This is a genomic window from Oceanimonas pelagia (assembly GCF_030849025.1).
Taxonomy (GTDB): Bacteria; Pseudomonadota; Gammaproteobacteria; order Enterobacterales; family Aeromonadaceae; genus Oceanimonas; species Oceanimonas pelagia.
In genome coordinates, this window is the sequence record NZ_CP118224.1 from 2172265 (window position 1) to 2195159 (window position 22895).

Annotated in this window: 21 protein-coding genes; 3 read left to right on the top strand and 18 right to left on the bottom strand. The window is 58.4% G+C overall.

Annotated elements, in window-relative coordinates:
• Positions 1 to 110 precede the first annotated feature (110 nt).
• Genes PU634_RS10280 through PU634_RS10300 form a run of 5 tightly spaced genes read right to left on the bottom strand, consistent with a single transcriptional unit; the run spans position 111 to position 7752 of the window.
• Positions 111 to 497 carry a hypothetical protein gene (locus PU634_RS10280; protein ID WP_306760699.1) on the bottom strand — a complete coding sequence of 129 codons (387 nt, stop codon included), beginning with the start codon at positions 495 to 497 and terminating at the stop codon, positions 111 to 113.
• Complete coding sequence (locus tag PU634_RS10285; RefSeq protein WP_306760700.1) at positions 497 to 6220, bottom strand: phage tail tape measure protein; 5724 nt, start codon at positions 6218 to 6220, stop codon at positions 497 to 499. The genes PU634_RS10280 and PU634_RS10285 overlap by 1 nt, the downstream gene beginning before the upstream one ends.
• Positions 6221 to 6262: 42 nt before the next feature.
• Positions 6263 to 6523: a hypothetical protein gene (locus PU634_RS10290; RefSeq protein ID WP_306760701.1), complete on the bottom strand. Its 261-nt coding sequence runs from the start codon at positions 6521 to 6523 to the stop codon at positions 6263 to 6265.
• Positions 6524 to 6537: 14 nt separating this feature from the next.
• Positions 6538 to 6948: a hypothetical protein gene (locus PU634_RS10295; RefSeq protein ID WP_306760702.1), complete on the bottom strand. Its 411-nt coding sequence runs from the start codon at positions 6946 to 6948 to the stop codon at positions 6538 to 6540.
• Between the two features lie 48 nt (positions 6949 to 6996).
• Positions 6997 to 7752: a hypothetical protein gene (locus tag PU634_RS10300; RefSeq protein WP_306760703.1), complete on the bottom strand. Its 756-nt coding sequence runs from the start codon at positions 7750 to 7752 to the stop codon at positions 6997 to 6999.
• 131 nt (positions 7753 to 7883) lie between these two features.
• Here PU634_RS10300 and PU634_RS10305 point away from each other — a divergent pair, with 131 nt between their 5' ends.
• Positions 7884 to 8213: a hypothetical protein gene (locus PU634_RS10305; protein ID WP_306760704.1), complete on the top strand. Its 330-nt coding sequence runs from the start codon at positions 7884 to 7886 to the stop codon at positions 8211 to 8213.
• Here the strand turns inward: PU634_RS10305 and PU634_RS10310 are convergent.
• The 13 genes from PU634_RS10310 to PU634_RS10370 form a co-directional block, all read right to left on the bottom strand.
• Positions 8210 to 8533, bottom strand: coding sequence for a hypothetical protein (locus PU634_RS10310; protein WP_306760705.1), 324 nt, complete (start codon positions 8531 to 8533; stop codon positions 8210 to 8212). The two genes, PU634_RS10305 and PU634_RS10310, sit on opposite strands and share 4 nt — an antisense overlap.
• Positions 8534 to 8661: 128 nt before the next feature.
• Positions 8662 to 9597 (bottom strand): hypothetical protein, encoded by a 936-nt coding sequence (locus PU634_RS10315; protein ID WP_306760706.1) that lies wholly within the window; start codon positions 9595 to 9597, stop codon positions 8662 to 8664.
• A 23-nt stretch (positions 9598 to 9620) separates the two neighbouring features.
• Positions 9621 to 10100 carry a hypothetical protein gene (locus tag PU634_RS10320; protein WP_306760707.1) on the bottom strand — a complete coding sequence of 160 codons (480 nt, stop codon included), beginning with the start codon at positions 10098 to 10100 and terminating at the stop codon, positions 9621 to 9623.
• Positions 10101 to 10102: 2 nt separating this feature from the next.
• The gene (locus PU634_RS10325) at positions 10103 to 10783 is read right to left on the bottom strand and encodes a hypothetical protein (protein ID WP_306760708.1); all 681 of its coding nucleotides are present in this window, start codon (positions 10781 to 10783) and stop codon (positions 10103 to 10105) included.
• A gap of 5 nt (positions 10784 to 10788) precedes the next feature.
• Positions 10789 to 11121 carry a hypothetical protein gene (locus PU634_RS10330; RefSeq protein ID WP_306760709.1) on the bottom strand — a complete coding sequence of 111 codons (333 nt, stop codon included), beginning with the start codon at positions 11119 to 11121 and terminating at the stop codon, positions 10789 to 10791.
• Positions 11122 to 11170: 49 nt separating this feature from the next.
• Entirely contained in the window at positions 11171 to 12367 is a 1197-nt protein-coding gene (locus PU634_RS10335; protein WP_306760710.1) for a hypothetical protein, read from the bottom strand.
• A gap of 51 nt (positions 12368 to 12418) precedes the next feature.
• Positions 12419 to 12826, bottom strand: coding sequence for a hypothetical protein (locus PU634_RS10340; RefSeq protein WP_306760711.1), 408 nt, complete (start codon positions 12824 to 12826; stop codon positions 12419 to 12421).
• Positions 12827 to 12841: 15 nt separating this feature from the next.
• Positions 12842 to 13960: a hypothetical protein gene (locus PU634_RS10345; protein ID WP_306760712.1), complete on the bottom strand. Its 1119-nt coding sequence runs from the start codon at positions 13958 to 13960 to the stop codon at positions 12842 to 12844.
• Between the two features lie 93 nt (positions 13961 to 14053).
• Complete coding sequence (locus PU634_RS10350) at positions 14054 to 15520, bottom strand: hypothetical protein (protein ID WP_306760713.1); 1467 nt, start codon at positions 15518 to 15520, stop codon at positions 14054 to 14056.
• Between the two features lie 15 nt (positions 15521 to 15535).
• Positions 15536 to 17764 carry a phage terminase large subunit family protein gene (locus tag PU634_RS10355; protein WP_306760714.1) on the bottom strand — a complete coding sequence of 743 codons (2229 nt, stop codon included), beginning with the start codon at positions 17762 to 17764 and terminating at the stop codon, positions 15536 to 15538.
• Positions 17757 to 18062, bottom strand: coding sequence for a dATP/dGTP diphosphohydrolase domain-containing protein (locus PU634_RS10360; RefSeq protein ID WP_306760715.1), 306 nt, complete (start codon positions 18060 to 18062; stop codon positions 17757 to 17759). The genes PU634_RS10355 and PU634_RS10360 overlap by 8 nt, the downstream gene beginning before the upstream one ends.
• Positions 18059 to 18565, bottom strand: coding sequence for a hypothetical protein (locus tag PU634_RS10365; protein ID WP_306760716.1), 507 nt, complete (start codon positions 18563 to 18565; stop codon positions 18059 to 18061). Before PU634_RS10365 ends, PU634_RS10360 begins: the two co-directional genes overlap by 4 nt.
• Before the next feature lie 10 nt (positions 18566 to 18575).
• A complete protein-coding gene (locus PU634_RS10370; RefSeq protein ID WP_306760717.1) occupies positions 18576 to 18869 on the bottom strand; it encodes a hypothetical protein in 294 nt (97 codons plus the stop codon).
• Between the two features lie 54 nt (positions 18870 to 18923).
• Between PU634_RS10370 and PU634_RS10375 the strand changes: the two genes are divergently transcribed.
• Both PU634_RS10375 and PU634_RS10380 read left to right on the top strand, forming a co-directional pair.
• Positions 18924 to 19403 (top strand): hypothetical protein, encoded by a 480-nt coding sequence (locus PU634_RS10375; RefSeq protein ID WP_306760718.1) that lies wholly within the window; start codon positions 18924 to 18926, stop codon positions 19401 to 19403.
• Between the two features lie 27 nt (positions 19404 to 19430).
• Positions 19431 to 21977 (top strand): DNA primase family protein, encoded by a 2547-nt coding sequence (locus tag PU634_RS10380; protein ID WP_306760719.1) that lies wholly within the window; start codon positions 19431 to 19433, stop codon positions 21975 to 21977.
• The last annotated feature ends 918 nt before the right edge of the window (positions 21978 to 22895 follow it).

Here is a 22895-nt window from a genome sequence, read left to right on the forward strand (position 1 = left end):
AGGTCAACCAACAATATTTCATATCCTCCCAAATAATCGAGGGTTAGGAAAACTACCCCCATTAAATCAACGACTTAACCAGCTCATCTGACCAGTCGATAACTTGACGGTCAGTACACCAACTCCACCAGTTCGACCCTAAATCCCTGAACCACACCACTTCCACCTATGACAGCGGGAGGGAAGTTGGGCGGGGATTTGAACAGCACATTCAAGTCCCCAAACCGGGGGTGAGGATAGATAAAGGGCACATGCAGTTGATGATCAAGGTAAAACTGCTCCAGATGCCCCAGATTCACTTCAGGCTTGGTATCTCGATCCAGTACCCCTTCGGGAGTCAAAAACCACTTCATCGCCGGAAAATTAAGCTCAAAAGTCCGTTGCCCCGGATAGGCCGGAGCCACCGCATGAACCCAGCCCCGCCCCATTTTGGTCCGGCCACCCGGGTCCGGGTACTGGGTGGCTTCGGTATGATGTTTATAGATAAATCTGGCCATCAGATATGCCTCGCGTTGATTTGCTGGATCAATTTCTTGGTCTTGCCGCCCCGGGCCAGATCGTCGCTGATGATGGCCACTACATCATTGGGCCCCAGGTTGTTAGGTACCGATTCCTTGCTCACCACATAGACGTTGACCTGATCGATACCGCTGTCTTTCGCAGGCGCCGGCTCACGGCGGCCGGCGCGGGCTGCAGCCGCCTTACTTCTCACGGTAGAACGGTCAAGACGGTTCAGTTCGTGCAGGGTATCCAGGCCTATGGCTTTTACCGCCTCACGACGAACTATAAACTCGCCTTTGGCCGCCTTGATATAGGTAGAGTCCCTGTCTTCTCGGCCTGAGGTAATAACCCCTCCACCGTAAAAACCTTTCACCTCGCCGCCCTGCCAGGCCACTCCCGTGCTGTAATCAATATTGGGACTCCCCGCCATGGAGTCGCCAGAACCGAAGCCAGATCCGCCCCCAAAATATCCCGCTGCAGCAGAAGCCGCGTAACTGATCAATTTTCCCAACAAGCCAGCAATTTGACTCTGAACTAACTGAGCGGCTACATTCATGATCATGTTCTTCATGGCGTCTTCGGCGCTTATGGCGCCTTGGGCCACTTGGAGCCACATATTGGCCATATTATCGGCCAGCCCCCCCATGATCTCCTCGGCCTTGAGGCTTACCTCGGTCAGGGCGTCGATTCCTTCATAGGCCTGCGCCACATTATCAAACATGGCTTCCCATCCTCCCCGGCTCGCGGTACGCACCTCACCCTGACTGTCGTGGTACTGGTGGTCCCCAATCCCATCAATACCCGAAACACCAAATTCAGCTCGACGCTGCCTGTAGGCGGCGCTCTGATAATTACTGCCCCGGTACTGATCCAGGTTACGCATTCTCCGCAGCTGTTGGGTCTGCTGAGAAGTGCTACGGGTGTTCTGTTGCAGCTCCCTTGTATTTTTCTCCAGTTCAGCCTGTAGCTTTACTTGCTCGGCTTCGGCCCGCTCAATGGCCTTACCCAGTACCTGACCGGTGCGGGTAAACTCTCCGGCCTGCTCCTGATCCACCCGCATCTGAGTCAGGCGCTCGGTCAACCGGGCCAGCTGAGTTTCATTCCCCTTCTTCAGCTCCAGCAAGGCCTGGCGGGAGTATTGGGTCTCCTCTGCCATGGCTTGCAAGGCCTGGTCAAACAAGGCGCCCCGCTCCTCCCGGCTCAGCCCTTCGACCCCCACGGTGTCGGTGAGAGCCTGACGGCGGTCAGCAGCATCTTCAGCCTGACGACGAGCCTGCTGTGAGGCCTGTTTGGCGGCAGAGTCCATGGCTTCAAGGGAACGCTGGAACGGATACAGCACCTTGTTTTGAACCAGCCCCGCCAGCTTCTCATCGAACTCGGCCCCGGTCCCGGCCAGGCTGTAATCGATGTTGCCGGTGATCACGTCCCGGGCCACCCGATACTCCCGGTCAATCTCCGCCAGGCGCTCATCCAGCATCATCTGCATATCGGCCGTGATCCGCTGGGCCTCTATGCTACCGGGAGCCGCCTTCAGGGTTCGGATTTGGGTCTGCGTCTCAATGCGCTGACGTTCACTGGCTTCAAGCTCTGCCCGTAGCCGATCAAGGTCTTCCAGGTTATTGGCGTTCTCAAACTGAATATCGACCGCCCGGGAATAGTCTTTTTCTTGGGTGAGCTGGTTGTGCAAAATACGCTGACGGGGCTTCTCGGCCTCCTCACGAAGCTCCCGCAGGGCAGTAGTGATATCTCCCATCAGACTTTCGGTACCCAGCTCCTGGGTCAACAGATTGGCCCGTGAGGGGTCAAGCTCCCGAATATCAGACAGCAGGTTGTCCAGCCGCTCCTGCAGCGCCGTCAGTTGTGGAGTGACTTCCCGGTAACGCCGTAACGGATCGTCCGAGAAATCTCCCCGTTGCAGCCCACGCTGGATCTCCACCACGTCGTCACGCAAAGAGGAAGCCTCCGGCCGGAATTGCGGGGCCACCTCTTTTAGCCAGTCGAAGTTGACGCGCTCCTGCTGAGTACGGTCCTGATCCTGGCTCAACCGATTGATACTGGAGACCGTACCCCGGGTTTCAATCAGCTGTTCACGCAGCGCCTGGAACTCGCCCAGCACCTGGTCGCCGGCCTCATTCTTCATCAGCGACTGGTAGATGGTGTCGATTTGAGCCTGCAGCGGGCCAAGCTGGGCGGTGCTGTCCTGTTTGAGACGACTGCGCTCCTCCTCGGACATCGCCACGGAGGAGTCGTAAGCCTTGGCCACCTGCTCAATCACCTTCCAGGCCTGTTGCCGAACCTGCTCCTGTTCAGGGTTCTGATCCTGCCAGTACCCGAAGGAGTCAGTATTCACCGGACGAGTCGGCGCCTGATAATTGTTGGTCCCCCGCAGTTTCTCCATCTCGGCAATCTGCTCAGGGAACGCAAAGAACTTGTCCTGCTCTGCCTGGAACTGATCCCGGATTTGCTGGCGACTGTCCCGAGAAGCCAGCGCCTTCCGGGTGGTCGCCTGCAACTGGTCCAGATGGGCTTGGCGGGCTTCTTCCAGGGCAGTCTGCTCCAGCACAATCTTCAGCTTGTACTCATCATCTAGGGAGATTTTGAGGTCCTTCAGCTTATCGATCAGCCCCTCCACATCCACCACGGAGCTGTCCAGAACCAGCCCCACTTTCTCGAATTCGGTCTGCATCCGGCGAATCATGGCCTGAAAGGCGGCGTCGTCTTCCAGTTGATGACGTTTGTGCCAGATATCCTCCAGGGCCTTGCTGATCCTTTCCGAGTAACCCTGCAGACGGTCACTCTCGGACGCAAACGCATCGACCTCAGTCTGGGTCTTGTCGATGCGGTCGCTCAGGGCTCGCTCCTTTTCCATCTGCTGGTAGTAGTAAGCCCCGCCAGTGGACGCTGCCAGAGTAGCCCCCCCGAGCAAGAGGTTACCCCGTCCCCGGCTTCCCGCCACTTGTTGACTGGCCCGGAGCAAAGGATTGCCCCGCAGCAGGCCCCCGCCCAGCCGGCCCAGCCAGCCCAGCAGGCCCCCGCCAACCAGCAGGGTGGCCGCAGTGCCGACAAACGCCAGGGCGTTGCCAAAGTTCTGCGCCGCACCCGCTGCATCAGCCATCTTGGTGACCATCTGGGTCAGCACGGACAACGTGGGCCGTGCCCCCTCATTCACCATGGACAGCGAAGCGGAACGAAGACGATCCAGCTGGTTGGCCAGGGCCTTCATCTGGGTTTCGTTGGCCTTGGCTGCCGCTGTATGGTCGTCCAAGTTGACCATCATATCTCTGGCCACGTCCAAGTTGTTGGCAAAGGCACCGTAGGCGGCCGCCGCCCGGACTTCCATGGTCTTCATGGCATCGGTGACGGTAAAGCCTTTCTCGGCCAGGGTGGTCATCACGCCGACCAGACCATGGGTTTCCAGGTCCAGTTCGTCCATGGTGATGCCCAAATCCTTCATCTGCTGCTTGAACTCAGCACTGGGTTTCTGCAGGGTGATCAGGATTTGACGAAGACCGGTACCCAGGGTGGAGCCCGACTTGATACCCGAGTTAGCCATGGCACCGAGGGTGGCCACAACCTCCTCAAACGGGACATTGGATTGGTGTGCGGTGTTACCGGCGTACTGCAGGCCCAGGGTCAGTTTGTCGAGGTTCAGCTTTGAAGTGTTCACGGCGGTGGTCATCTGGTTGACCATGACCGACATCTGATCGGCGTCCTTGTTGAACACACCCAGCGCCGAGGTAGCCAGATCCACGGCAGTATTCAGGTCAGTGCCCACCGCAGTGGCAAACAGCGTCACCGACTCCATGGCTTCCTCGATCTGACGCTTGCCGAAGCCGGCCTGACCCAGCACGGTCGCGGCCTGAACAACTTCCAGAGCCGTGAATTTGGTGATTTCCGAGATGTCGATCAGGCGCTGACTCAGCCCCGCCATATCGTTATCCGTCACCCGAACGATGGATTGCAGCTGACGCAGCCCTCTATCCAGCTCCAGGATGAAGTTGGCCGAGCCCGAGAACAGGTTCTGCACGCCACTCAGCAGTGCGTAATGGGCCATCAAGGAGGCCTGAATGCCGATCAGGTTGGCGCCGCCGTCCCCGAACAGCCGCTCATTGGTGGCCCGACGCTGGTAATCAGCGTTGCGCTGCATGTAGGTGGGGTCGTTCTTACGGGTCCAGGCCTGTTCTTCGGCCTGAGCCTTTTCAAGGGATTTCAGACGGCGCTTCTCCGCCTGCTCCAGGTCCTTGAGGCGGGCAATGCGTGTTTCCAGTGCCCGTAGCGCCTCCCGTTCAATCTCCAGCTGCTTCCGGTTCTGCTCCGTGGTCTCACGCTCCAGACGCACCTCGGCAGAGCCCACCCGGGCTTTTTGCCCCTCCAGGCGCCGCTTGGCCTCACCCAGGTCATTGAAACTATTCAGGCCCCGATCAGTTTGCGTCTGCTCGAAGTACCGCTGCTTCTGGTTACGGCGGTACAAGGTGCCACCGTACTCTGCCTGATTCAGCCGGTCTTCTTCCTGCTGCAGCTTGGCCCGCTCCCGTAGCTCCTCTTTATGGGCTTTGAGACGGTCTTTACTGGCCTGCTGGGCTCTCTTGGTCTGATCTACCCAGTCCTTCAGCTGCTCAAGCGCCTTGGCTTCCAGGGCCAGTTGCTCCTTCAGTTCAGGGGTCTGCAGACGCTGGTAGTCATTGAGGGCACGACCGGCGCGGAACTCCTGCCGGCGGATCCGCTCTTTGGCCTCATCCAGATCACGAAAACCGTTCAGTCCTTGCAGCGTCTGCCGGGACCGGGCCTGACGGCGCAGTTCAGCGTCCTTGAAGTCCTGAGTAATGCTGGAGGTGCGCCCCTCACGGGTGTATCGCTGCCGGCGCTCGAAGTCCTTTCCGGCCTTATCGGCAATCTGAAAGGCACGCTCCAGCTTCGCGTGGAAAGTGCGGGCTTCATCCTGGACCGACTTGGGGATCTTCAACGCATCAACCAGCGCACTGTCAAACAATTGTTTCTGGGCTTCGAGAATACGCTTTCGCTCGGCCGGCGGCGCGGCCAGGGCAGCGTCCAGACTAGCCACCTTGCCCCGTGAGTTGGGGGCGATCCCACCGCTTCCTGTACGCTGGTCCAGCGCCCGGGACAGCAAATCATTAAGCTGACGGTCCTTGTAATCCCGGGCGTTCATCCGGTTAAAGCCCGCCAGATTACCTTGCTGCAGAGCGGTCTGCTTCTGCATGACCGTCTGCATGGATTTAAGTTGTTCCGCCATTTGCTGGCCCACCTTACGGTGAGCCTCCGCCATAGCCTTGTCGCCCTTGGCCAAGGCCTCGGACACCAGTTGACCCACCAGTTTTTTGGTATGGGTCAGTTCGGCCATAGACATTGACTGAATTTGACTGGTGGTAAGCGGTGACTGGGAGTGACGGAACTTGAACCGCTCCCCTTGTGTCATGGAGAGTTGATGGTACCCGGCACGGCGGGCAAACGCCTGGTTGTAGTTCAACCCTTGCCCATCCCCTACCTGGCTCATGGCGTTCTTCAGAGCCTGAAGCTGACGAGTCAGCTCCTTGGACTCCTGCTTCATCTTCTGAAACGCAGCGCCGGCACCACCTTTGGTGCCGCCAATACGATCCACCAAGGCACTGATGCTTTGCAGCTCGCTCTGAACCTGTTGCAGGTCTCTGAACAGCGTTTTGCTTATCTCTAAGCCAATATCTACATCGTTTTCATTCGCCATGCCGGGGTACTCTCAGTTTTGGATTCGAAGGCTGAGCCGGGCTCAGCTAAACATTTTGGTGAACATCGCTTTGAGTTCGGCGCCGGTCTGAGGCACCTTCACATCCTCATCGGGCTCCTGATCCTCAGTCTTGCTGCCTCCCAGAGCCAGGCTGGCGGTCTGGCACAAGGCTTCGAACTGTGTGGTCAGGCTGGCCTGCTGCTCTCCGTAACGGATCCGAATACGAAACCGCAAATCGCGGTAGGTGTAGGACCAGTAGATGAGGGCGAGCTGACTGGGAACGGTGTCAAAAGCCCAGGCCACCGAGTCCTCAAAGCTCAGTCCACGGAACCAGCTGTCGTAGACGCTGAGTTTAAGGCCCCCGGATTTTCCTGCTCCACGGTTTCCAGAATCGTCCGATACTGGCGAACCGCTTTCAGAAAAAAATCCGTCAGGTGCTCCGATACCCAGGTCAGGAGCGCCTGTGCTTCAGCAGTGCTCACAGGCTCCAGGTATTCATTGTATTCGTCGGTGATCTTGCCGTGGGCATCCCGGGGGGACAGCAGAGCAATCATCAGCTGATGACGAAGTTCAGGGTCCATCATGATGAACGGCACTGAGGAGATGTCACGGACCAGGCCGGACACCAGGTTGAGCAGGCCAAAGGTCATCACCACTTCCTTCTCGGTACCATCCAGAAAGGTCAGGGTGTGACGGTCGGCCAGAACAGGTTTAGGGGTATCTGTCATGGTTGTTCCTTAATGGTTGAAGGGGAGGGTCCCCCCTCCCCTTGTGGATCAGCTCAGCAGCAGCTTGCCTTTGCAGCCGATAAAGTCCGGGTAGCCGGGGTCGTCAACATCGTTGAGCACCGCCATCGGGGTGAACTCAAACGGGATGTTGCCGAAGTTATCAGTGCTGAAGGCCATCTGCAGGCCGGAGGTGACCCGACAACGGCTGAACAGGAAGGTGGCAATGGTGCCGTCTGCCAGCTTACCAACCGCTTTCACCGCATACTCGGTGATGTCGGTTTCGTTGCTGCCCAGATCCAGCACGTTGACCTTGCGCACGATGGTGCCGGAGGCAAACTGGTTGGTCCAGGTACCTTCGATGGTCATGCTGTTCATGCTGGGGGCGGTCTTCACCTTGGCCAGGGTCACGTTGCCATCCAGACCCACCAGAGCCACGGAATCGCCCGGAGACAGCGCCTGAGGCGAAGCCGGGTCATCCACGGTCAGGGTGGTTTCATCTGCGCCGGCGGTACTGGCGGCAGTCAGCTTGTAGGCATCACCGGTGATCGGAGCCAGCTTGGCACCGGCCAGACCCAGCGCAATCTGCAGGTTGGCTTCGGTGTACTCATACATCTCGAAGGTACAGCGGATCGGGTTGGAGGTCTTCAGTGCGAACACCACCTCATTGGTCACACCCTGGGTCAGTTCGGTGAACTCCGGGGTGGATTCAAAGGTGAAGTTCTTCACCAGGCCCACAGAGTCGGCCATACCCAGTTCGTTCAGCTTGTCGCGGGCGCCGATCATCACGGTCGCGGTGGACAGCATAAACTTGTTCGTTTTAGCTTCACCAGCCATAAACACTCCCATATTTGGATTCGAAGTAGGTTGAGAGTTGAGAGCGGCCAAGAGCATTGAACCCAGGGCCGGTTATCGTTAGGCTGAGTCCAGGAGGAGTCATGACAAAACGAAAAACCGTAAACCTTTCACTGACAATACCTGAACACCTGCAACCGGTGCTGATGAACGGTATGGCCAAGGGTAAAACCCTCAACGACGCTATCCTATCCCGGCTGGGATTTTTCCTCCAATATGGTTGCGAACGCCGCGATGTGACGGGTATCTGGCAGGGAAATGGGTCACGCCGGACGGTGCGGATCCCGGAAGATATGTTTGAGCGAATCAAGGTCATGGCCGACAGTGAGTTGCGGGAGCCGGCCAATGTGGTGGCTCTGATACTGGCTCAGAGCGTCTGCAGCGGCGAGGTTATCCCGCCGCCCTATCATTAACTGATCACCAGGTCATCCACCAGAGACACGCCGGCGGTAAACTGCACGCCCTGAAGACGTTTTTTGCCGCCGGTACGCACCACCGGCATGATCTGGGTTTGGCCGTAACACACCAGCAGGCCAATCTTCTCACCGGTGTTCACATCGTACAGCGGCAGCGTCTGCTCGGGCTTGAGCGCGTCGTACAGATCGCTGACACGGGCGGCCAAACGCATGTTGTTGGGGTCGTCCTGAGTCGCCACCATCATCACCGCTGAACACACCTCCAACGGCTCCCCCCGGCGCTCGGTACGCACCGTCAGCGCGTCCAGGGCAAACATATCGGTATCCGGCCAATCATCAAGGTCTTCAGCCGCTTCCATGTTCACTGTGGTGGCACCTAAGGGAACGGCTCGGTCATTGAGCCAGCGCAGAAGACTGGCCTGCACATTGCGATAGGAATTGGGGGTCATCGTTTATTTCTCTCCAGTACGGTCAGGGCTGCTTCGACGTTATTCTGCAGGTCCTGCTTCAGGTATTGCTTCATCAGGGCATCGAGCAACTGACGTTTATGCTTCTTGGCCCCCACATAGAGCTTGTCTGCGGCCGAGGCCGGACGCCCTTTGCGGGATCCTTTGGTCTTGCGCCGCTCACCGAGCAACGAAGTGTCATGTTCATCGAGCGTATCCAGCACCTTGGTGGATCGATCCGTGAGGTACCCCAGGTTCTGGATATGGCCAAACAGGGTGAACGACTCCACCTTGGGCTTGTTACCCACCAGATTTTCGGCCAACAGACGGGCCGGACCCAGGTTTCTCCCGTCATAGCGACGAAGCAACGGGTTTTCAGTACGACTGACGCCCGGCGCCGAGGCGGCAGCCACAAAGCGTCGCACATTCACCGCCAGCTCGGCATTGGCCCGTTTGCCCGTCGCCTTGTGAACAAAATAAGGGTTCTTCAGCGCCCGGTTGACGTCGTTGACATAATGAGTTCGCAGTTCAAAACCGGCGTTCAGCACATGAGGCTGGGCCATCTGGTAGGTGATGCCGCCAAGCGCGTGATAAAGCCTCCGGCCGCTCTGGGCGGAGTTCTGGTCCAAGGCTTTGAAGGTGGCATGAAGGCTGTCGTCCCTCTGGGTATAAAATCCCTTGCCCCGGTAAAAGGCGTTCTCCTCTCCGCCCCACTTGCGGTACTTGTCGTAGTTCCAGCTCAGGCTGAGCGGCTTCCAGGTGGCACCATCGGGCGGCTCGCTGGTATTGATAGCGTCGAAGGCCTCATAGATAAGGTCTTCCATACCCCCCTGAACGGAGTGCTCCAGCTCCTTGAGCAAGTCCTGGATACGGGTCATGGCGGCTTTTTGGACCGCCGCCCAGACCACGGCATCCAGGTTCTTCTTCAGGGCCACGCCCAGGGTAGGCCGGCGAGCCATTACCAGGTATCCACGATGTTCACGCCACCCTCACGCCGTACCCGGCGAACCTGCCGTCCATCCAGGTTATCCCCTACCTGAACGTCATGCTGGGTGAAGTAGCGGAAATGGTCGGAACTGAGGCCTTCATGAAGCAGCACCCCCATTCCCTGGTAACCCATGCGTACTTCTTCCACGCCGGCGGAGACCCGGGGGCCAGCCAAACCGGTAACCGGGTGAACGCTTTCGGTAAACGACTCCCAGGCCACATCCCGCACCAGGGGGTACGCCAGGAAACGCTGCCGGCCCCCCAGGATCGTTCGAGCCTGTCCCAGCAGGTATTGTGAGCCGCTGCGAGAGACCACCACTACCCCCTCGGCCAGGCCCGGGGCACCAGCCGGAAAGGTCATGTTGGCGATGTGCGGTTGACGGTCATGGGTGGGGGATAGCAGCCCGGGAACCCGGGTATTCCCCACCTTGTAGAGCGTGGGTGTGAGCATGGTTATTCTCCCAGGAAGGGGTCGGAGCGGGGCACGGCCAGAACCAACGAATCGCTGTAGAAGTCCACACCGGAGTTGGCCAGCAGCTGATAGTATTCCGCCGACAGGCGCTCATGCAGGTCTTCCAGATCCAGCTTTTTCAGGCGCTCCTGACGCTGGTCATCGGTCGCATAGACCGCCAGCATCTTGTTCTGCAGCCCCACCATCTGTCGCCGGCACTCGGCCAGGCAGACCATGCGGTTCACGATCTCCAGGTCTACCCCCAAGCCAAAAGGCTCTTGCTCCAGGTCTCGTTGCACCTGCAGGTACCCCTGATAGATGTCGATGTGATGATCAGGGAGTTCGTCAGGGGTAACCCCCAGCACCTGCCGAACCTCCTCACTCCCCACATAGATGGGTAGCGGTTCGACAATACGGTACGTTAGAGTAGCTTGACGGGGTTGCCCACCGACCTTGAAGCTGCACCGGACCATCATCATCTGGCTGCTCTGGTCCGTTAACCCATGATGAGTACCCGGGATGGTCAGAGAAGTGGACCCGGCAGTGGTCGTGCCCGACGCCACCTGAACACCGCCCCGATAGAGTTTCCAGCTGACCACACCATCATCGGGTGCGGTTTCAAACCCGTCCACCCGGAACAGCAGGGGCAGCTCAATCACCTCACCCGGATCAATGGTCAGCATGGTGATTACTCCTCAGCCGGCTCGGCCTTGGCCGCCGATTTGCGGGTGGTTTTCTTGGGCTTTTCCAGCTCCTTTTCTGCCCCCTTCAGGGAGGTCAGGAAATTCGCTACAGCAGCGTCCTTATCGTCGTGCTCGGCCCAGAACTGAGCAAACTCGTCATCAGACGCTTTCTCATCCAGGTCGTTTTCCAGCACACGGAGTTGGCCGTCTGCCTGCTTGAGCGAGATAAAGGGAGACGGCAGCACCACGGTAGGCCGGTTCCAGCGGATCTCGGCATTCTGATTCATATCCATCAAGGTGATATCACCGATGGTTTCAACCAGTAGTTTTTTGGTCATTGGGAGTTCTCCAGAAAAAAGGGGGCCGGAGCCCCCAAACCCCTAAAGGTTACGCAGTGAAGTCGAGCAGGGTACGGGTGTCGCCGTAAACCAGGCGATAACCGGTGTTCTCGGTCTTCAGGTAGGTGATGGTCTGGTTCTGAATCGCCTTCTCGGACTCCTCGATATTGGAGTTGGCTTCCTTCAGTTCTTCCAGAGTGTCGCCCACGGAGTAGCACAGCAGCTTGCCGGCAGGCATGGCGCTGGACAGCTGGAACTTGATGTTCTGCATCACCGGCAGTACCAGAGACACGTTCGGCGCACCATGCTCCTGCAGATGCTCAGCCATGGACTTCTGGCCCACAACCGGCTGGAACATCAGGAACAGCTCAAGGTAGGAGTCCAGGTTGCCCACCACGGTGTCCACGGGGGTGCCGGCTGCAGCCTGTTTCACCAGGAACTTCATCAGCGCCGGGTAGTTGTCCTTCAGGGTCTTACCACCGGTCAGGTCAGCGCCGAACTCGGAAATACCCTTGGTGGGCGCAGCAGCGTTCAGGCCGTCACCGTTCACCAGGACGTTGGTGGCCGCACGAACCTTGGACAGCTCCAGCTGACGGTCGATACGACGGGCGTAAGGAGTCAGGATGTCCAGGGATACACGACGCTCAAACTCGTAGGTGGTGCGGATACCACGGCCGTGCTTGTAGAAGCGAACGGTACGCTCATCGGTCTCGATGGAGTCAACCGGGATACGAGAACCTTCCGCCACGGTAGCGGTCTTCAGGGCGTCGGAGTCGTCCTGTACCACACGGCTCAGCAGCTCGGTGCTGGATACGGTACGGCTGTTGGCCAGCAGACCTTCCACGCGCTCCAGGTTGTCCTGACGGTGGCTCCACTGGATCATATCGTCGATGACCTCAGGGAACAGACCACGGGCGCCCGGGGTAGAGTCGAAGGAGTCGGCAGCGGCCTGCAGGGTAACACCACTGCGGAAGTCGTTGCGGATCGGCAGGTTCAGCTGGGCCAGAGCCGCTTCATAACCAGAGGCGGCCATACCGTTAGGCAGGCGGAAACGGTCGGCGTCCTTGGAAGCGCGAACATCAACAGCCAGGTCCAGATAGTCACGCAGGTTCAGACCGTACTTCTTGGCTTCACCTACCAGCTTCTGGCCGGCGCGGCGGGAGGTTTCCGGGTCGGTGCCCTGCAGGCCATCCAGTACCATTTCGAGGGGACGGCGTTGAATTTCACTCAGTCGTTTCAGAGACATGGTTTACTCCAGATTTTGGATTCGAAACGGGGGTTTCCCCCCGAAAAACTATTAACGGAAGATCACGTCACAGGTCTTGGCGGTGGTGTCCACCGAGCTGACCAAGGTGTTTTTACCGGCACCTGCGCCGGCCTTCTTCACCTTACCGGCACCGGCACCCACTACGCTGTCACCTACGGCCGGGGCCGCCAGCTCGTCATAAGGGAAGGTCCAGACGCCGTGGTGGAACACGGAACACACCTTGATGCCTTCCACGGTACGGTCTTCGGCCTTGAACAGGCGACCCACCAGCTCGGCATCGGCCGGAGCCACTTCCACGGTCTTGTTCACGCCGGCCTTCACCGACACCGGAGCATTGCGCTCGCTGCCGTCAATCACACCGTCAAAATGCCAGGTGAGTGAGGCGTCTTCGTTATAAATGGAGGCGTGGATTACGCCATCACCGATTACTTGGCTCATGGTTGTCTCCTGTTATCAGCCACGGATAAACCCGGCCATGGAAGGCGCGGACTTCAGTTCAACATCTTCACCCTGGCCACGAGCCACACCACCGCGAGGGATAGCGGCCAGTTTCACCTGGGCAGCTTTCAGCACCTCCAGCTGGTCGGCCAGGCCGGCATCAGCCTTCAGTTCCAGACCAGCAGCGGTGGCCGCCAGTTTGGCGTGCTCCTGGATAAAGGATTTGGCCTGCTCCAGCTCCGCCTTCAGATCGGAGAGCTCGGCTTCCTGCTCGGGGTTGAGCTTGGCTTTCAGCTGCTCGACCTCCTGTTGCAGGGCCTCCACACGGCCATTGGCGGCGGAGAGCTGAGCTTCGACAGTCTCCTTGCCGGATTGAGCCAGCTGAAGCTGGACTTTGGTTTCGGTCAGTTCCCCGACCAGTTCTTTCAGATCCATATCAGGTTTCCCCTTTGGTTGATTGGATGCAGGTTGAGAATTGGTGCTCGGGGAAGCCCGCAGCTCCAGATAGGATTCGTTGATACCGGCAGCCAAACGGCGGTCGTTCTGACCGACAATTTTGGGTCGATTAGAAGCGCCCTTACCCACCAGTGAGAGTTCGCTCCACCGGCGTAGGCCCGTCAAACGAAGATGAGTGCCGTTCTGGCCAATCACATGGCCGTTGTCGCACTCATGAAACCAGAAGGCGCCTTCATTGCCTTCCTTCAGGTAATCAAAGCCGCATTCCGAGCAATAAGCGTGTTCGGCCATCATGCCCACGCTCACCTCATCAATGATGCCAAGATCAATCTTCTGGGTGAGGGGGTCGCTTTCCTGCAGGTAGAACAGGGTGCGAAGTTCCTTGTGATCTTGCTCAGCAAGAACCACCTCAGAATGAAACACCTTACCCACGGGCAGCATTTCACCCTGGTGCATGGTGATGAGAGGAACGGTTTCGTGGGTCAGCCAGTCAGCCGCAGCTTGAAGTAGACCTTCAGACATTACGGCACCATGATAGGCCGTCGCTTTCTGGGAAATAGGACGGGTAGAAGCTGCCACACATTCGTAAGCAGCCAGTTGACTGACATCTACGTCATCGCCTGCAGACCTGGCGATCAGTGCCTGAAGTTCAGGCGTCATGGTGATTCGTTTTGCCATAATTTGGATTCGCTAAAGACCCGATGGTCGAGTTTTCGGCAGTGTGCCGGATGTAAAAAATTGCCGCAATGTTTTGACATTGCGGCAGGTCAATCATTTTTTCGGCCGGTTTTTGTTGGCTTTGGACTTGACTGACTTGTCGCTGGCCTTGCTGACTGAACGACCCAGGGGATCGTCATTCGGGCTCACTTCCCCTTCAGCCAGGGCGCCGCCGGCAGACATAAACCCGGTACCCGACAGCTCAGGGGAGGAGTCGGGGCGCAGCCGGCGGTACATCCACAGATGGTACTCATCGTCGGTAATCAGACCGTCCGAGAGGTCTTGCCGCAGCCGGTTCGCCTTCAGGTTCAACTGGGCTTCCAGCTCCATCTCGGAGCGCAGCTCCACCTCCGGGAATCTCACTACTACCCGGCTCTCGCTACCTTGCAGGCGCAGGGCCATGGTCAGTATACGAGACAGGATATCGCCCACCGGGCCGTTAATGGCTTCAGCGTTCAAGGCGAAAATGCGAGCCTCAACGGTAGCGGTGTTCACCCCGGACTCGCCACGACCCAGGATGGTGGCCATGGTGCGGAGTCCGGCCTGATTCTGAGCGTTAAGCACGTTGATGATGGCGGTGATATCCAGGGCCATGCCCGGGTTCTTGTCGTTCAGAATGCTGATGTCGGCGCTGTCGTAGTGAGCAATCGGCTGGTCCGGTCGCAGCGCGGCAAACTGGCCGGCAAGCTCACTTCGACGTGCGTTCAGGTAGCGACGGAACTCCACCGGGTCATTGCGCACGTTCGCCGGCGCATTGCGGGCCACCACTTCCTCCAGGATCTTGATGGTGATACGGGGGTAGCCCGTCACCTGCATGATGCGGTAGAGGTCATTGATCACCTGCTGCCGGGCAGCAATGGTGTTGATGGCCGAGACGAACACCGAGGTGCTGTAGGCCTTGTTGGGGGCCTTGCGAAAATACTCCACAAAGAACGTGGGAATATCCAGAGGTACGGGGTCTCCGCCTCCCACATCTTGAAATGGCACAACGCGGCCGGGCTCGGGCTCCTGCCACTTGATGTTCTTGAGGTCCACCTGACGAACTTCTGAAAGCGTCAGGAGTTCATCAAACACCGCCTCGGCGGCGATACCGCCCCTCAGCAGCACCATGTAGCGCATTTCCTCGGCTATCACCCTCAGGCTCTTGCTACGCTGGAAGCCTTTGGAGTAGTCCCGGCGCACGGTCAGCCGCTCCAGCAGCTCAGCACAAATCTTGTAACCGTCCCGGTCCACCTGACCTTCCGGGTCCTGGACCAGGATCAGCGGCTCGATATCCGCCGTGGTAAGGAATGCGTTTACCGCCGCACTCATATCCGGGTCGCTTTCAAACAACGTCTCCAGCAGCTCCTGAGAGGTCTGAGTCTGCCGGTCAGAGAAGATATTCTGCAGGTGTTCCCGGTACTCGGGTGCGCTCAGTATCTCCTTCGGGTTGTCTGAGTTGTAGGTTGCCGTAACCGACGTACCCTTGGGTTTGGTGCGTTTCGGCAGCAGGATTTTCAGTTTGCTTAATACTTCAGCCATGATTGCCCTTTCAAGTTAGCCCCGATGCCGGGTAATGATTTTTCCGTTCCGGTTTGCCCGCCACTCGCCACCAAACAGATCCCCACCCATGGGCTGGTAGCCGGGCAGTATGGTGTTGCTCTCGAAACCGAACGCATCCAGGTTGTCAAAGCCCAGACCAACATGCTGATAGTCCTGATTGGCCAGCTGAACGCCGTGATAACACATGGCGCCCATCATGAAGGCACTGGCATGGAAGTAGTGGTCTTTGCCGTTCAGCTTGCGCCACACCGCCTCCCCTTCCTCGGGAACATCCCGCACCATATCCCGGAAGTGCTCGATAATCAGGGCTTTCTGGTTGGTGTAGCCGGTGAAGGACACATGGCCTTTTTTGATGGCGTTGCTGATGTAGTCCAGTACCAGGGTCCGGTTGATCTGCAGGTGAGAGACAGCACCGGTGGCATCCTTCGCCTCGGCCACTTCCTTGGTACCTCGGTATTCCATGGGCATGATGATGCCATTGGTCATATCCCGGATACGGTCAGCGGTCGGCGTGTACGGATGACGGTCGATGCCGCCGCCCACAATGCGATACCGCTGGAACAGCTTTGCCACCAATCCCTCAAGCTCGTCGGCCCGGCAGGTATCCCAACGCACGATGTCGAATTTGGCCATGGAGTCGCCCACGCCCAGCACCAGGTTGCACACCTGACCCACGTCGATACCCAACCAGTAGGCCTTTCCTTCCTGAGGAGGGGGAACGGCGCTGCTGATTTGAAAGCAAAGCTCCAGGGCCTTTTCGGTAAGCCGGTTCTCGCCGTTTTTGTCCACCTCGCCCAGCACGGTGTTGCAGAAGCCCTTCATGTTGTCCCGGGCCTTGTAGCGGAACAGCTGAGTCACGATGTAGCGAACGTCCAGGCGCTCGGTGGAGAACGGCCGCACCTGATAGCCTCGGGCGAAGCTGGAGCGGCTGGGGTACTTGGCCACCCACTCCCGGTTGTCATGGTCTCCCAGATCCAAGGGCTTGTGGCATTTCTCGCACTTCACATGGCAACCGTCCAGGTTGATCACGCCCTCATCGAGCAACTGCTGCTCCAGGTCCAGCAGATCCTGCACATGATCAGGCAGGCCCGGGATATGGATGAAATCACGGGTAAATACCGGATCCTGATGGTGGCCGCAGGCCTGGCACTTGATGAGGTAGTGCATCTGGTCACTGACCGAATAACCCTTATGCACCCCGTACCCCTCATAGGTAGGCGTGGAGAACCGCTGATTGATGCGCAGATCGGAGCCCTGCAGACGAGAGTTGAACAGGGCCAGCATATCCTGGGAAGTTAGGTCGATTTCGTCGTTGAACACGATATCGGCGTTGATAGAGGTCGCATCGGCCTCGGCGGCGCCGGTGACATACAGCCAACTGGAGCCGATCTTCATCAAGCTCATGGCTTGTTTTGTGCCGGCGGCGTCGGGGTTGCGGAAAGCCCGGTCGTCCAGCAGCGGCTGAATACGGGCCTTTGAAATCCGCTTGTACATTTTCTCGTTGGGTAGCGTGAAGATCAGGCTGATCCCGGGGCTTCGCTTCAGGATGGCCAGGGCCTTGCGGATCTGGACCTCGGTGTTGTGCGTGGGGATCCGGCCACGGCCGGCCAGGAACAGGTGACTCTCGGAGCTGACCGAGATACAACGCACCGGTCGGGTTTCCACCGGGGTAATGCTCTCGATATTCCATTGGAAAGGGTCACCGTCCTGAAAGGCGGGGGAGTCGGGGTCCACATCGTTGGGGATCCAGTAATCCCCCCCCACCATGTCCTCGGTGCGCATCACTCCCGAACCGCCCTGCCACTCCACATACCAGCGGTGATTGGCGTCGGCCACGATGGTTTCGCCGGTATCAAAAGTCACGGCGAAACACGGGTGGTCGGTGTAGACGGGTGAAACATACTCCACTCGGCAGGGCTGGCCTTTCTCGTCATACACTGTATCCCCCACTTGAAGGGCACCCATGGTGCTCCATCCATTGGGTGTGGGTACGGGCGTGTTAAGGTCCAGGGCCAGACCCACCTGGGACGGTTTGATAACGTCCATGTTGTCGTGCATATCGTCGGCAATCGCCTTCTGGAACGGGTACCGCTTAAAGCTGAAAGGCTTGCCCATCAGCTTGGTGTTGGCACACATCCAGTCGCCGTGGCTCATGGAGTCCCGGTCGATGTTGTAGCGGTTGTTGGCGTCCTTCAGGAAGCTGTCGAGAAACGGGTTAACCATGTGTCTTCTTCCCACAGCGGTGGATCTCGAACCACAGCATGAACAGGATGCAGCAGCCGGCGTGGGCCAGGTGTGAGTGGCCCGATTCCGGGTCGTACTTCTCACCCTGCCGCCAGGCCATGAGATGACGCAGGGCGGCATCAAAGTACCGCTCCTCGGCGTTTTCTATCTTCTGCCAGTTATTGGGGGCGTACTTTTTGGCGCCGAACATCAGCACCCGAATGATGGCTTCCACGGGTGTAATCGGCAGCAGCCACCACTGCAGCTTGCCCTGGTCAAACTTGCGGCCGGCGCTCATCGGCGGCCTCCCCGCCCCTTGCGCGGCTTGGCGTTCTTCACCTTGTCACTGAGCGGACGAGGCTCCGGCGGCACCGGTGCCTTGGGTGTCAACGGCGGGATTTCCAGCTTGCCCTTGGCATCCAGTTCGTCCAGCTCGGCCTTGAATGCCTTCACTTGCTCGGCATTGAGCCGGCCGGATTCGCCGGCGCCGAAGGTGGTTTCAGCCAAAGGATTCTCCGCCGGCTGGTCCTTTTCCTTGCCCTTTTCCTTAATGCCAATGAGGGTCCCTCCCAATAATGCACCAACGATAGTCACCGCCGCCTGCAGGTACTCTACCTGCCAGAAATCACCTTCCACGCTCTCGGCCAGCAGATAGGCCAGTTTGTCCTGCAATTCAGGGTTCACTGGGACGCCCAACGCAGCCAGGAGGGCAAATAGGCCCACCCAGGTGGTTTTTTCCATCAGCCGGGCCTTGATCCACTTCCACAACAGTCCCCAGGCAATTTTCCGCAACCATCCCATGCCGTGCTCCTTAGATGCGTTTGAGTTTTTCCAGCAGCTGCAGGATGCGCTGGAGAGAATGGGTGACGCCCACGCCGGTGAGGCCGGCGAGGATAATCATTTCGGGAAGTTCAAGGTTCTTGAGGGAGCTGATGGCCACCACCAGCACACCGGTGATCACCGACAGGATGGCTTCGCCCAGGAGTTGTCGGCCGGACGGCATTTTTTCAGCAACCAGATGACGGGCCAGCATTCCGAGGACAATCAAGCCCACGACGAACACCGACTCACTGTTGAATATCAGGTCTTTTACTTTGTCCGGCATGAATCACTCCAATCAGTAAGATAGGCGTGACCCACAACGTATTGAGGACACTGCATGTTTTACCCACGGTTGTCAGAACCAGTAACTTTGGATTCGCTAAAGCTCATTCGCCGGCACCTGCAGGAAGACCCGGAGTATCTTGATCATCCGAGCTGCCCCTACAGCGCAGAGCTGGCAGAGTTTCTGAAAGAGATACTACCTGAACGAAAAAATCCCCTCGAAGAAATCTCCACCGAAACCGAGCCGGCAAATGACATCGAACCTGAGGACGTGGATATCGAAACGGAAAGCCGCCGTCTGTACCATGAGATGCGCGGATTTTTGAAGGGAATCGAGAAGTCTGATGTCTCCGAGCGGGCCGCCATGTTCCGTACCTGTACCGCCCTGCTCGAAAAGCTGATCACCATCCAGGAACGGGCTCAGGGTGTGAACCAGTACATGGGCTTTAAACGCCTGATGTTCGAGGCCATGGATGAATATCTGACCCCCAGCGAACGCACCGAATTGATGGAGCGGCTGGAAAAAGAACTGTAATGCTTTAGCGAATCCAAGGAGTTGACCATGATGATGCCTCCCAGTGCTATCTTCAGCCTGGCCGCCGAACGGTGGCCACAATTACCACTGGTCCCCTGCTACCCCTACTCCCAACAGCCGGTGCGGGGGGTTTCCCTGACCAAAGCCCCCAGTGAGGACGACCTGGAGTATTGGCTGGAACATCACAGCCACTACAACGCCGGCCTCCCTACCGGCCGGTTGTCCGGGGTCATCGCTGTCTGGTGTGCCCAACGGGACGGGCAGAGTATGAACGCGGTGCTGGACCTGCTTCCCCCCACCCCCGCCAGCTTTGTTCAGGGGGATTACCGGGTTCTGTTGTATCAGTACGACGGCCAACCCAGTTTTGTGTTGAGCGAGGATGAAACCGGGGCGCCGCTGGTGTTCTGCCAGTCGGACGAGACCCTGATGCTGATGCCGCCAAGCAAGAAGTCCGCGCAACACGCCGGCTTGGCCGAGCTGCCGGCGGATATCTTCGACCTGCCCCGGCCTTCAGCCCCGCAAGACCTGGAATCCCTGCTTCGAAGCGTGTTGCTGTCCGAGGGGTTCAACCTGCGGTCCAAACACCTGACCCAGACCGCAAATAAAACGCCGGTGGGGCAGCGAGACATCGAGGTCCGAAAAGTGCTGGTTCAGGTCTGCGATCAGGTGCTGGAAGGCAGTGTGACCCTGAAGGACGGGCTGGCTCGTCTTGCCGGCGCCCATGAGACCTGGCAACCCTCCCACCCGCTGGACCATTACCAGCAAATGATGTTCCGCTGGGGAGAGGAAGACCTGCAACGGCGGCAACTGGCGCTCCCTCTTGGTTGGGACGATGGGCTCACTGAGGGGGAAAAGAAGGCCCTCAACCTGCCCTGGGGAGACCACCTGCAGGAATGGTCATTTGAACGGCTGCGAGATTACGCCTACGAGGGGTTTTCCAAGCATTACGACAACGAGCAGGGCCGTGCCCAGGTACTGGAGGCCTGTCTGAACGAGATGGCCAAGGCCCCCAGTCTGTCTGAGGTGGAGGCTGACCTGCTGAAACAGTTCCTGTGCCGGCAGTCCCGGCTGGGCCTCAAGCAAGCCGGCCTGAACAAGCGACTCCGGGACCGCCAACAAGAGCGGGTGTTCGGGACCACCCACACCGAAATTGCCGAAGATATGGTGCGACGGCTGACCCGGGTTCACGATTACCGGTATACCGACTACGCCTACTACCGCTACACCGGCAGTCACTGGGAGTATACCGCCTACGGCTACCTGCGCCGGTTCATCTCGCTCAATTACGGCCGGTGCAAGTCGGCCCGCAAGGAGCAGGACCAGCGCAGCATCATGAACATGGTCAGACACGCACTGGAACGCCGGTTTCCCGAGCAGGACAAGAGCGGCATCAACTTTGTGAACGGGTACCTGAGCGAAGACCTCACCATGCACCCACATACCCCCGGCCGGGCCATGACTTACACCCTGCCCTACGAGTATCACGCCGAAAACGCCAACAAAATGCCCATGTTCGAGCAGTTTTTGGCGGATTGTTGGGGCAATGACCCCGATTTTCAGGCCAAAAAGGACGCTCTGCAGGAGGCCATGGCGGCGACATTGTTTGGCATAGCCCCCCGGTATCAGCGGGCATTTTTGCTCTATGGGGTGCCCAGCTCAGGCAAAACCCAGCTTTTGAACATCATTTCGGCCCTGGTACCCCCCAATGCCAAGTGTTCGGTGCCGCCCACCGACTGGGGGATGCAGTTCAAGCCGGCTTTGCTGAACCGAAAGCTGCTGAACATCTGCGGCGAGCTGTCGGAGACCAAATACATCGATGGCCAGACCTTCAAGGACATCGTGGATGGCACCGAACGCACCGCCGAGGTCAAACGCCGGCAACCGTTCCAGTTCCGGCCCCGGGCGGCACACTGGTTTGCCTCCAACCATCTGCCCAAATCCAAGGACACGTCCGAGGGGTTCACTCGCCGGTGGCTGATCCTGACCTTCAACCAGCCCATCACCGACAGCCACAAGCTGGTTCGGGACCTGGGCCAGACCATCGTCAACAACGAACAGGCGGCAATCATGGCGTGGGCGTGCCAGGCTATCCCCCGACTGACCCGGCACAACAACTACACCCTGCCCGAAAGCCATCAGCAGACCCTGATTGAGATGTCCAACTCGGTGAACCCTCTGCGTTTTTTTCTGCTGGGGAGCGGTTGGGTGGATCTGGACCCGAGCCGGCCAGACCTGAGCACCCTCAACCCGGAGCAGCGCAATCAGCTGTGCAAGAAGCTCCCCTACACTTCGGGCGAGGTGATGTGGGACGCCTATTTGAGGTTCGTATCCGAACAGGGCATTGCCACGCATGTGCTGCAGCGGGAGTTCCACCGGATACTGGGCGAACTGTGCCAGACCAACAACATCCTGCAGCGCCGGGTGCAGTACCAGAGCGGAAAGACCGACTTCATCTACTTCGGCGTGACCATTCGGTCGGTGAGTCAGCGCATGAGGGAGGAGGAAAAAATGCGCCGGAACATGGCTCAAGGGATGGGATGGATAGCGAAACAGACCGCCAGGAAACAGCGTTAAGCCCGGACCAATGGCTCAGGATGCAAAACGACTGCGAAAAACTGGGTTTTCGACTGGTAGAACACCGGGGGAGCAAGTTGTTGGTGCTGAAACATAGCTGCCGGCCGGGCCTGAAACCCGGCGCCGTTCGGTTCACCGCCTGGTGGGCCGAGCGGGTCCATAATCTGCTGCAGGACCTGAACCTGGGCCAGTCAGTGCGCCCAGCCACGGACGATAGGCTTCGTAAACGGCGTATCTATCAGGCTAGGGGTCGGAACGGGCCTATCTGAGGCAAAAGAAAACGCCCTGGGTGAGACCAGGGCGTTGAGATGAGGCCGGGGAGACCCCAAGGAGTATTCTCCGATGCGTGATACAGCGTAACAGGCTCCCCGATTACCGCAATCTTTTCTTCCGGGCAAAATGATACCCCCAGGGTGCGCACCTTGGGGGTCTTCAGAAAACCAAAAACATAGGGGGTAACCCCGACTACATTTTTACCCCTGAGGGGCGTGGCCAAGTGTAGATTCTCTGGTTCCATACGTCAACCATCTGGCCCTAAACCTCGATACTGTGCAGGTTTAGGGGCTGGAAAAGGGCCTCGTAAACAGGGTGGCATAGGGCGTCGGCGGTGCCATTTGCACCACCCAAAATTTCAAAATTTTTTCAGGGAAATCAAAGGGATAACCACCCCACCAGCCTCTAGCAAACCTAGTTTTTGCATCCCCCCCTTGCTATAGTTCGAACCGTAGACAGGAGGCCGGAACAGCGGCCCCTGTTGAGGCCTTATCCCTGTTGGGATTAGTGCCGGGGTTCCACCGAACCCCACCGGAACGGGGTTCAACATTGAACCCCACCGGAACAAAACGGAACGGGGTTCAACATTGAACCCCACAGCAAAAACCGGGACGGGTTCAACATTGAACCCCACCGCTAAAACCA

Coding starts and splice junctions, on each gene's coding strand:
- PU634_RS10350 (WP_306760713.1), bottom strand. CDS start 15,520: ATGGCTGAAGTATTAAGCAAACTGAAAATCCTGCTGCCGAAACGCACC.
- PU634_RS10335 (WP_306760710.1), bottom strand. CDS start 12,367: ATGTCTCTGAAACGACTGAGTGAAATTCAACGCCGTCCCCTCGAAATG.
- PU634_RS10305 (WP_306760704.1), top strand. CDS start 7,884: ATGACAAAACGAAAAACCGTAAACCTTTCACTGACAATACCTGAACAC.
- PU634_RS10365 (WP_306760716.1), bottom strand. CDS start 18,565: ATGGGATGGTTGCGGAAAATTGCCTGGGGACTGTTGTGGAAGTGGATC.
- PU634_RS10330 (WP_306760709.1), bottom strand. CDS start 11,121: ATGACCAAAAAACTACTGGTTGAAACCATCGGTGATATCACCTTGATG.
- PU634_RS10300 (WP_306760703.1), bottom strand. CDS start 7,752: ATGCTGTCCACCGCGACCGTGATGATCGGCGCCCGCGACAAGCTGAAC.
- PU634_RS10355 (WP_306760714.1), bottom strand. CDS start 17,764: ATGGTTAACCCGTTTCTCGACAGCTTCCTGAAGGACGCCAACAACCGC.
- PU634_RS10380 (WP_306760719.1), top strand. CDS start 19,431: ATGATGATGCCTCCCAGTGCTATCTTCAGCCTGGCCGCCGAACGGTGG.
- PU634_RS10375 (WP_306760718.1), top strand. CDS start 18,924: ATGTTTTACCCACGGTTGTCAGAACCAGTAACTTTGGATTCGCTAAAG.
- PU634_RS10320 (WP_306760707.1), bottom strand. CDS start 10,100: ATGCTCACACCCACGCTCTACAAGGTGGGGAATACCCGGGTTCCCGGG.
- PU634_RS10340 (WP_306760711.1), bottom strand. CDS start 12,826: ATGAGCCAAGTAATCGGTGATGGCGTAATCCACGCCTCCATTTATAAC.
- PU634_RS10325 (WP_306760708.1), bottom strand. CDS start 10,783: ATGCTGACCATTGATCCGGGTGAGGTGATTGAGCTGCCCCTGCTGTTC.
- PU634_RS10345 (WP_306760712.1), bottom strand. CDS start 13,960: ATGGCAAAACGAATCACCATGACGCCTGAACTTCAGGCACTGATCGCC.
- PU634_RS10370 (WP_306760717.1), bottom strand. CDS start 18,869: ATGCCGGACAAAGTAAAAGACCTGATATTCAACAGTGAGTCGGTGTTC.
- PU634_RS10310 (WP_306760705.1), bottom strand. CDS start 8,533: ATGTTTGCCCTGGACGCGCTGACGGTGCGTACCGAGCGCCGGGGGGAG.
- PU634_RS10360 (WP_306760715.1), bottom strand. CDS start 18,062: ATGAGCGCCGGCCGCAAGTTTGACCAGGGCAAGCTGCAGTGGTGGCTG.
- PU634_RS10285 (WP_306760700.1), bottom strand. CDS start 6,220: ATGGCGAATGAAAACGATGTAGATATTGGCTTAGAGATAAGCAAAACG.
- PU634_RS10295 (WP_306760702.1), bottom strand. CDS start 6,948: ATGACAGATACCCCTAAACCTGTTCTGGCCGACCGTCACACCCTGACC.
- PU634_RS10280 (WP_306760699.1), bottom strand. CDS start 497: ATGGCCAGATTTATCTATAAACATCATACCGAAGCCACCCAGTACCCG.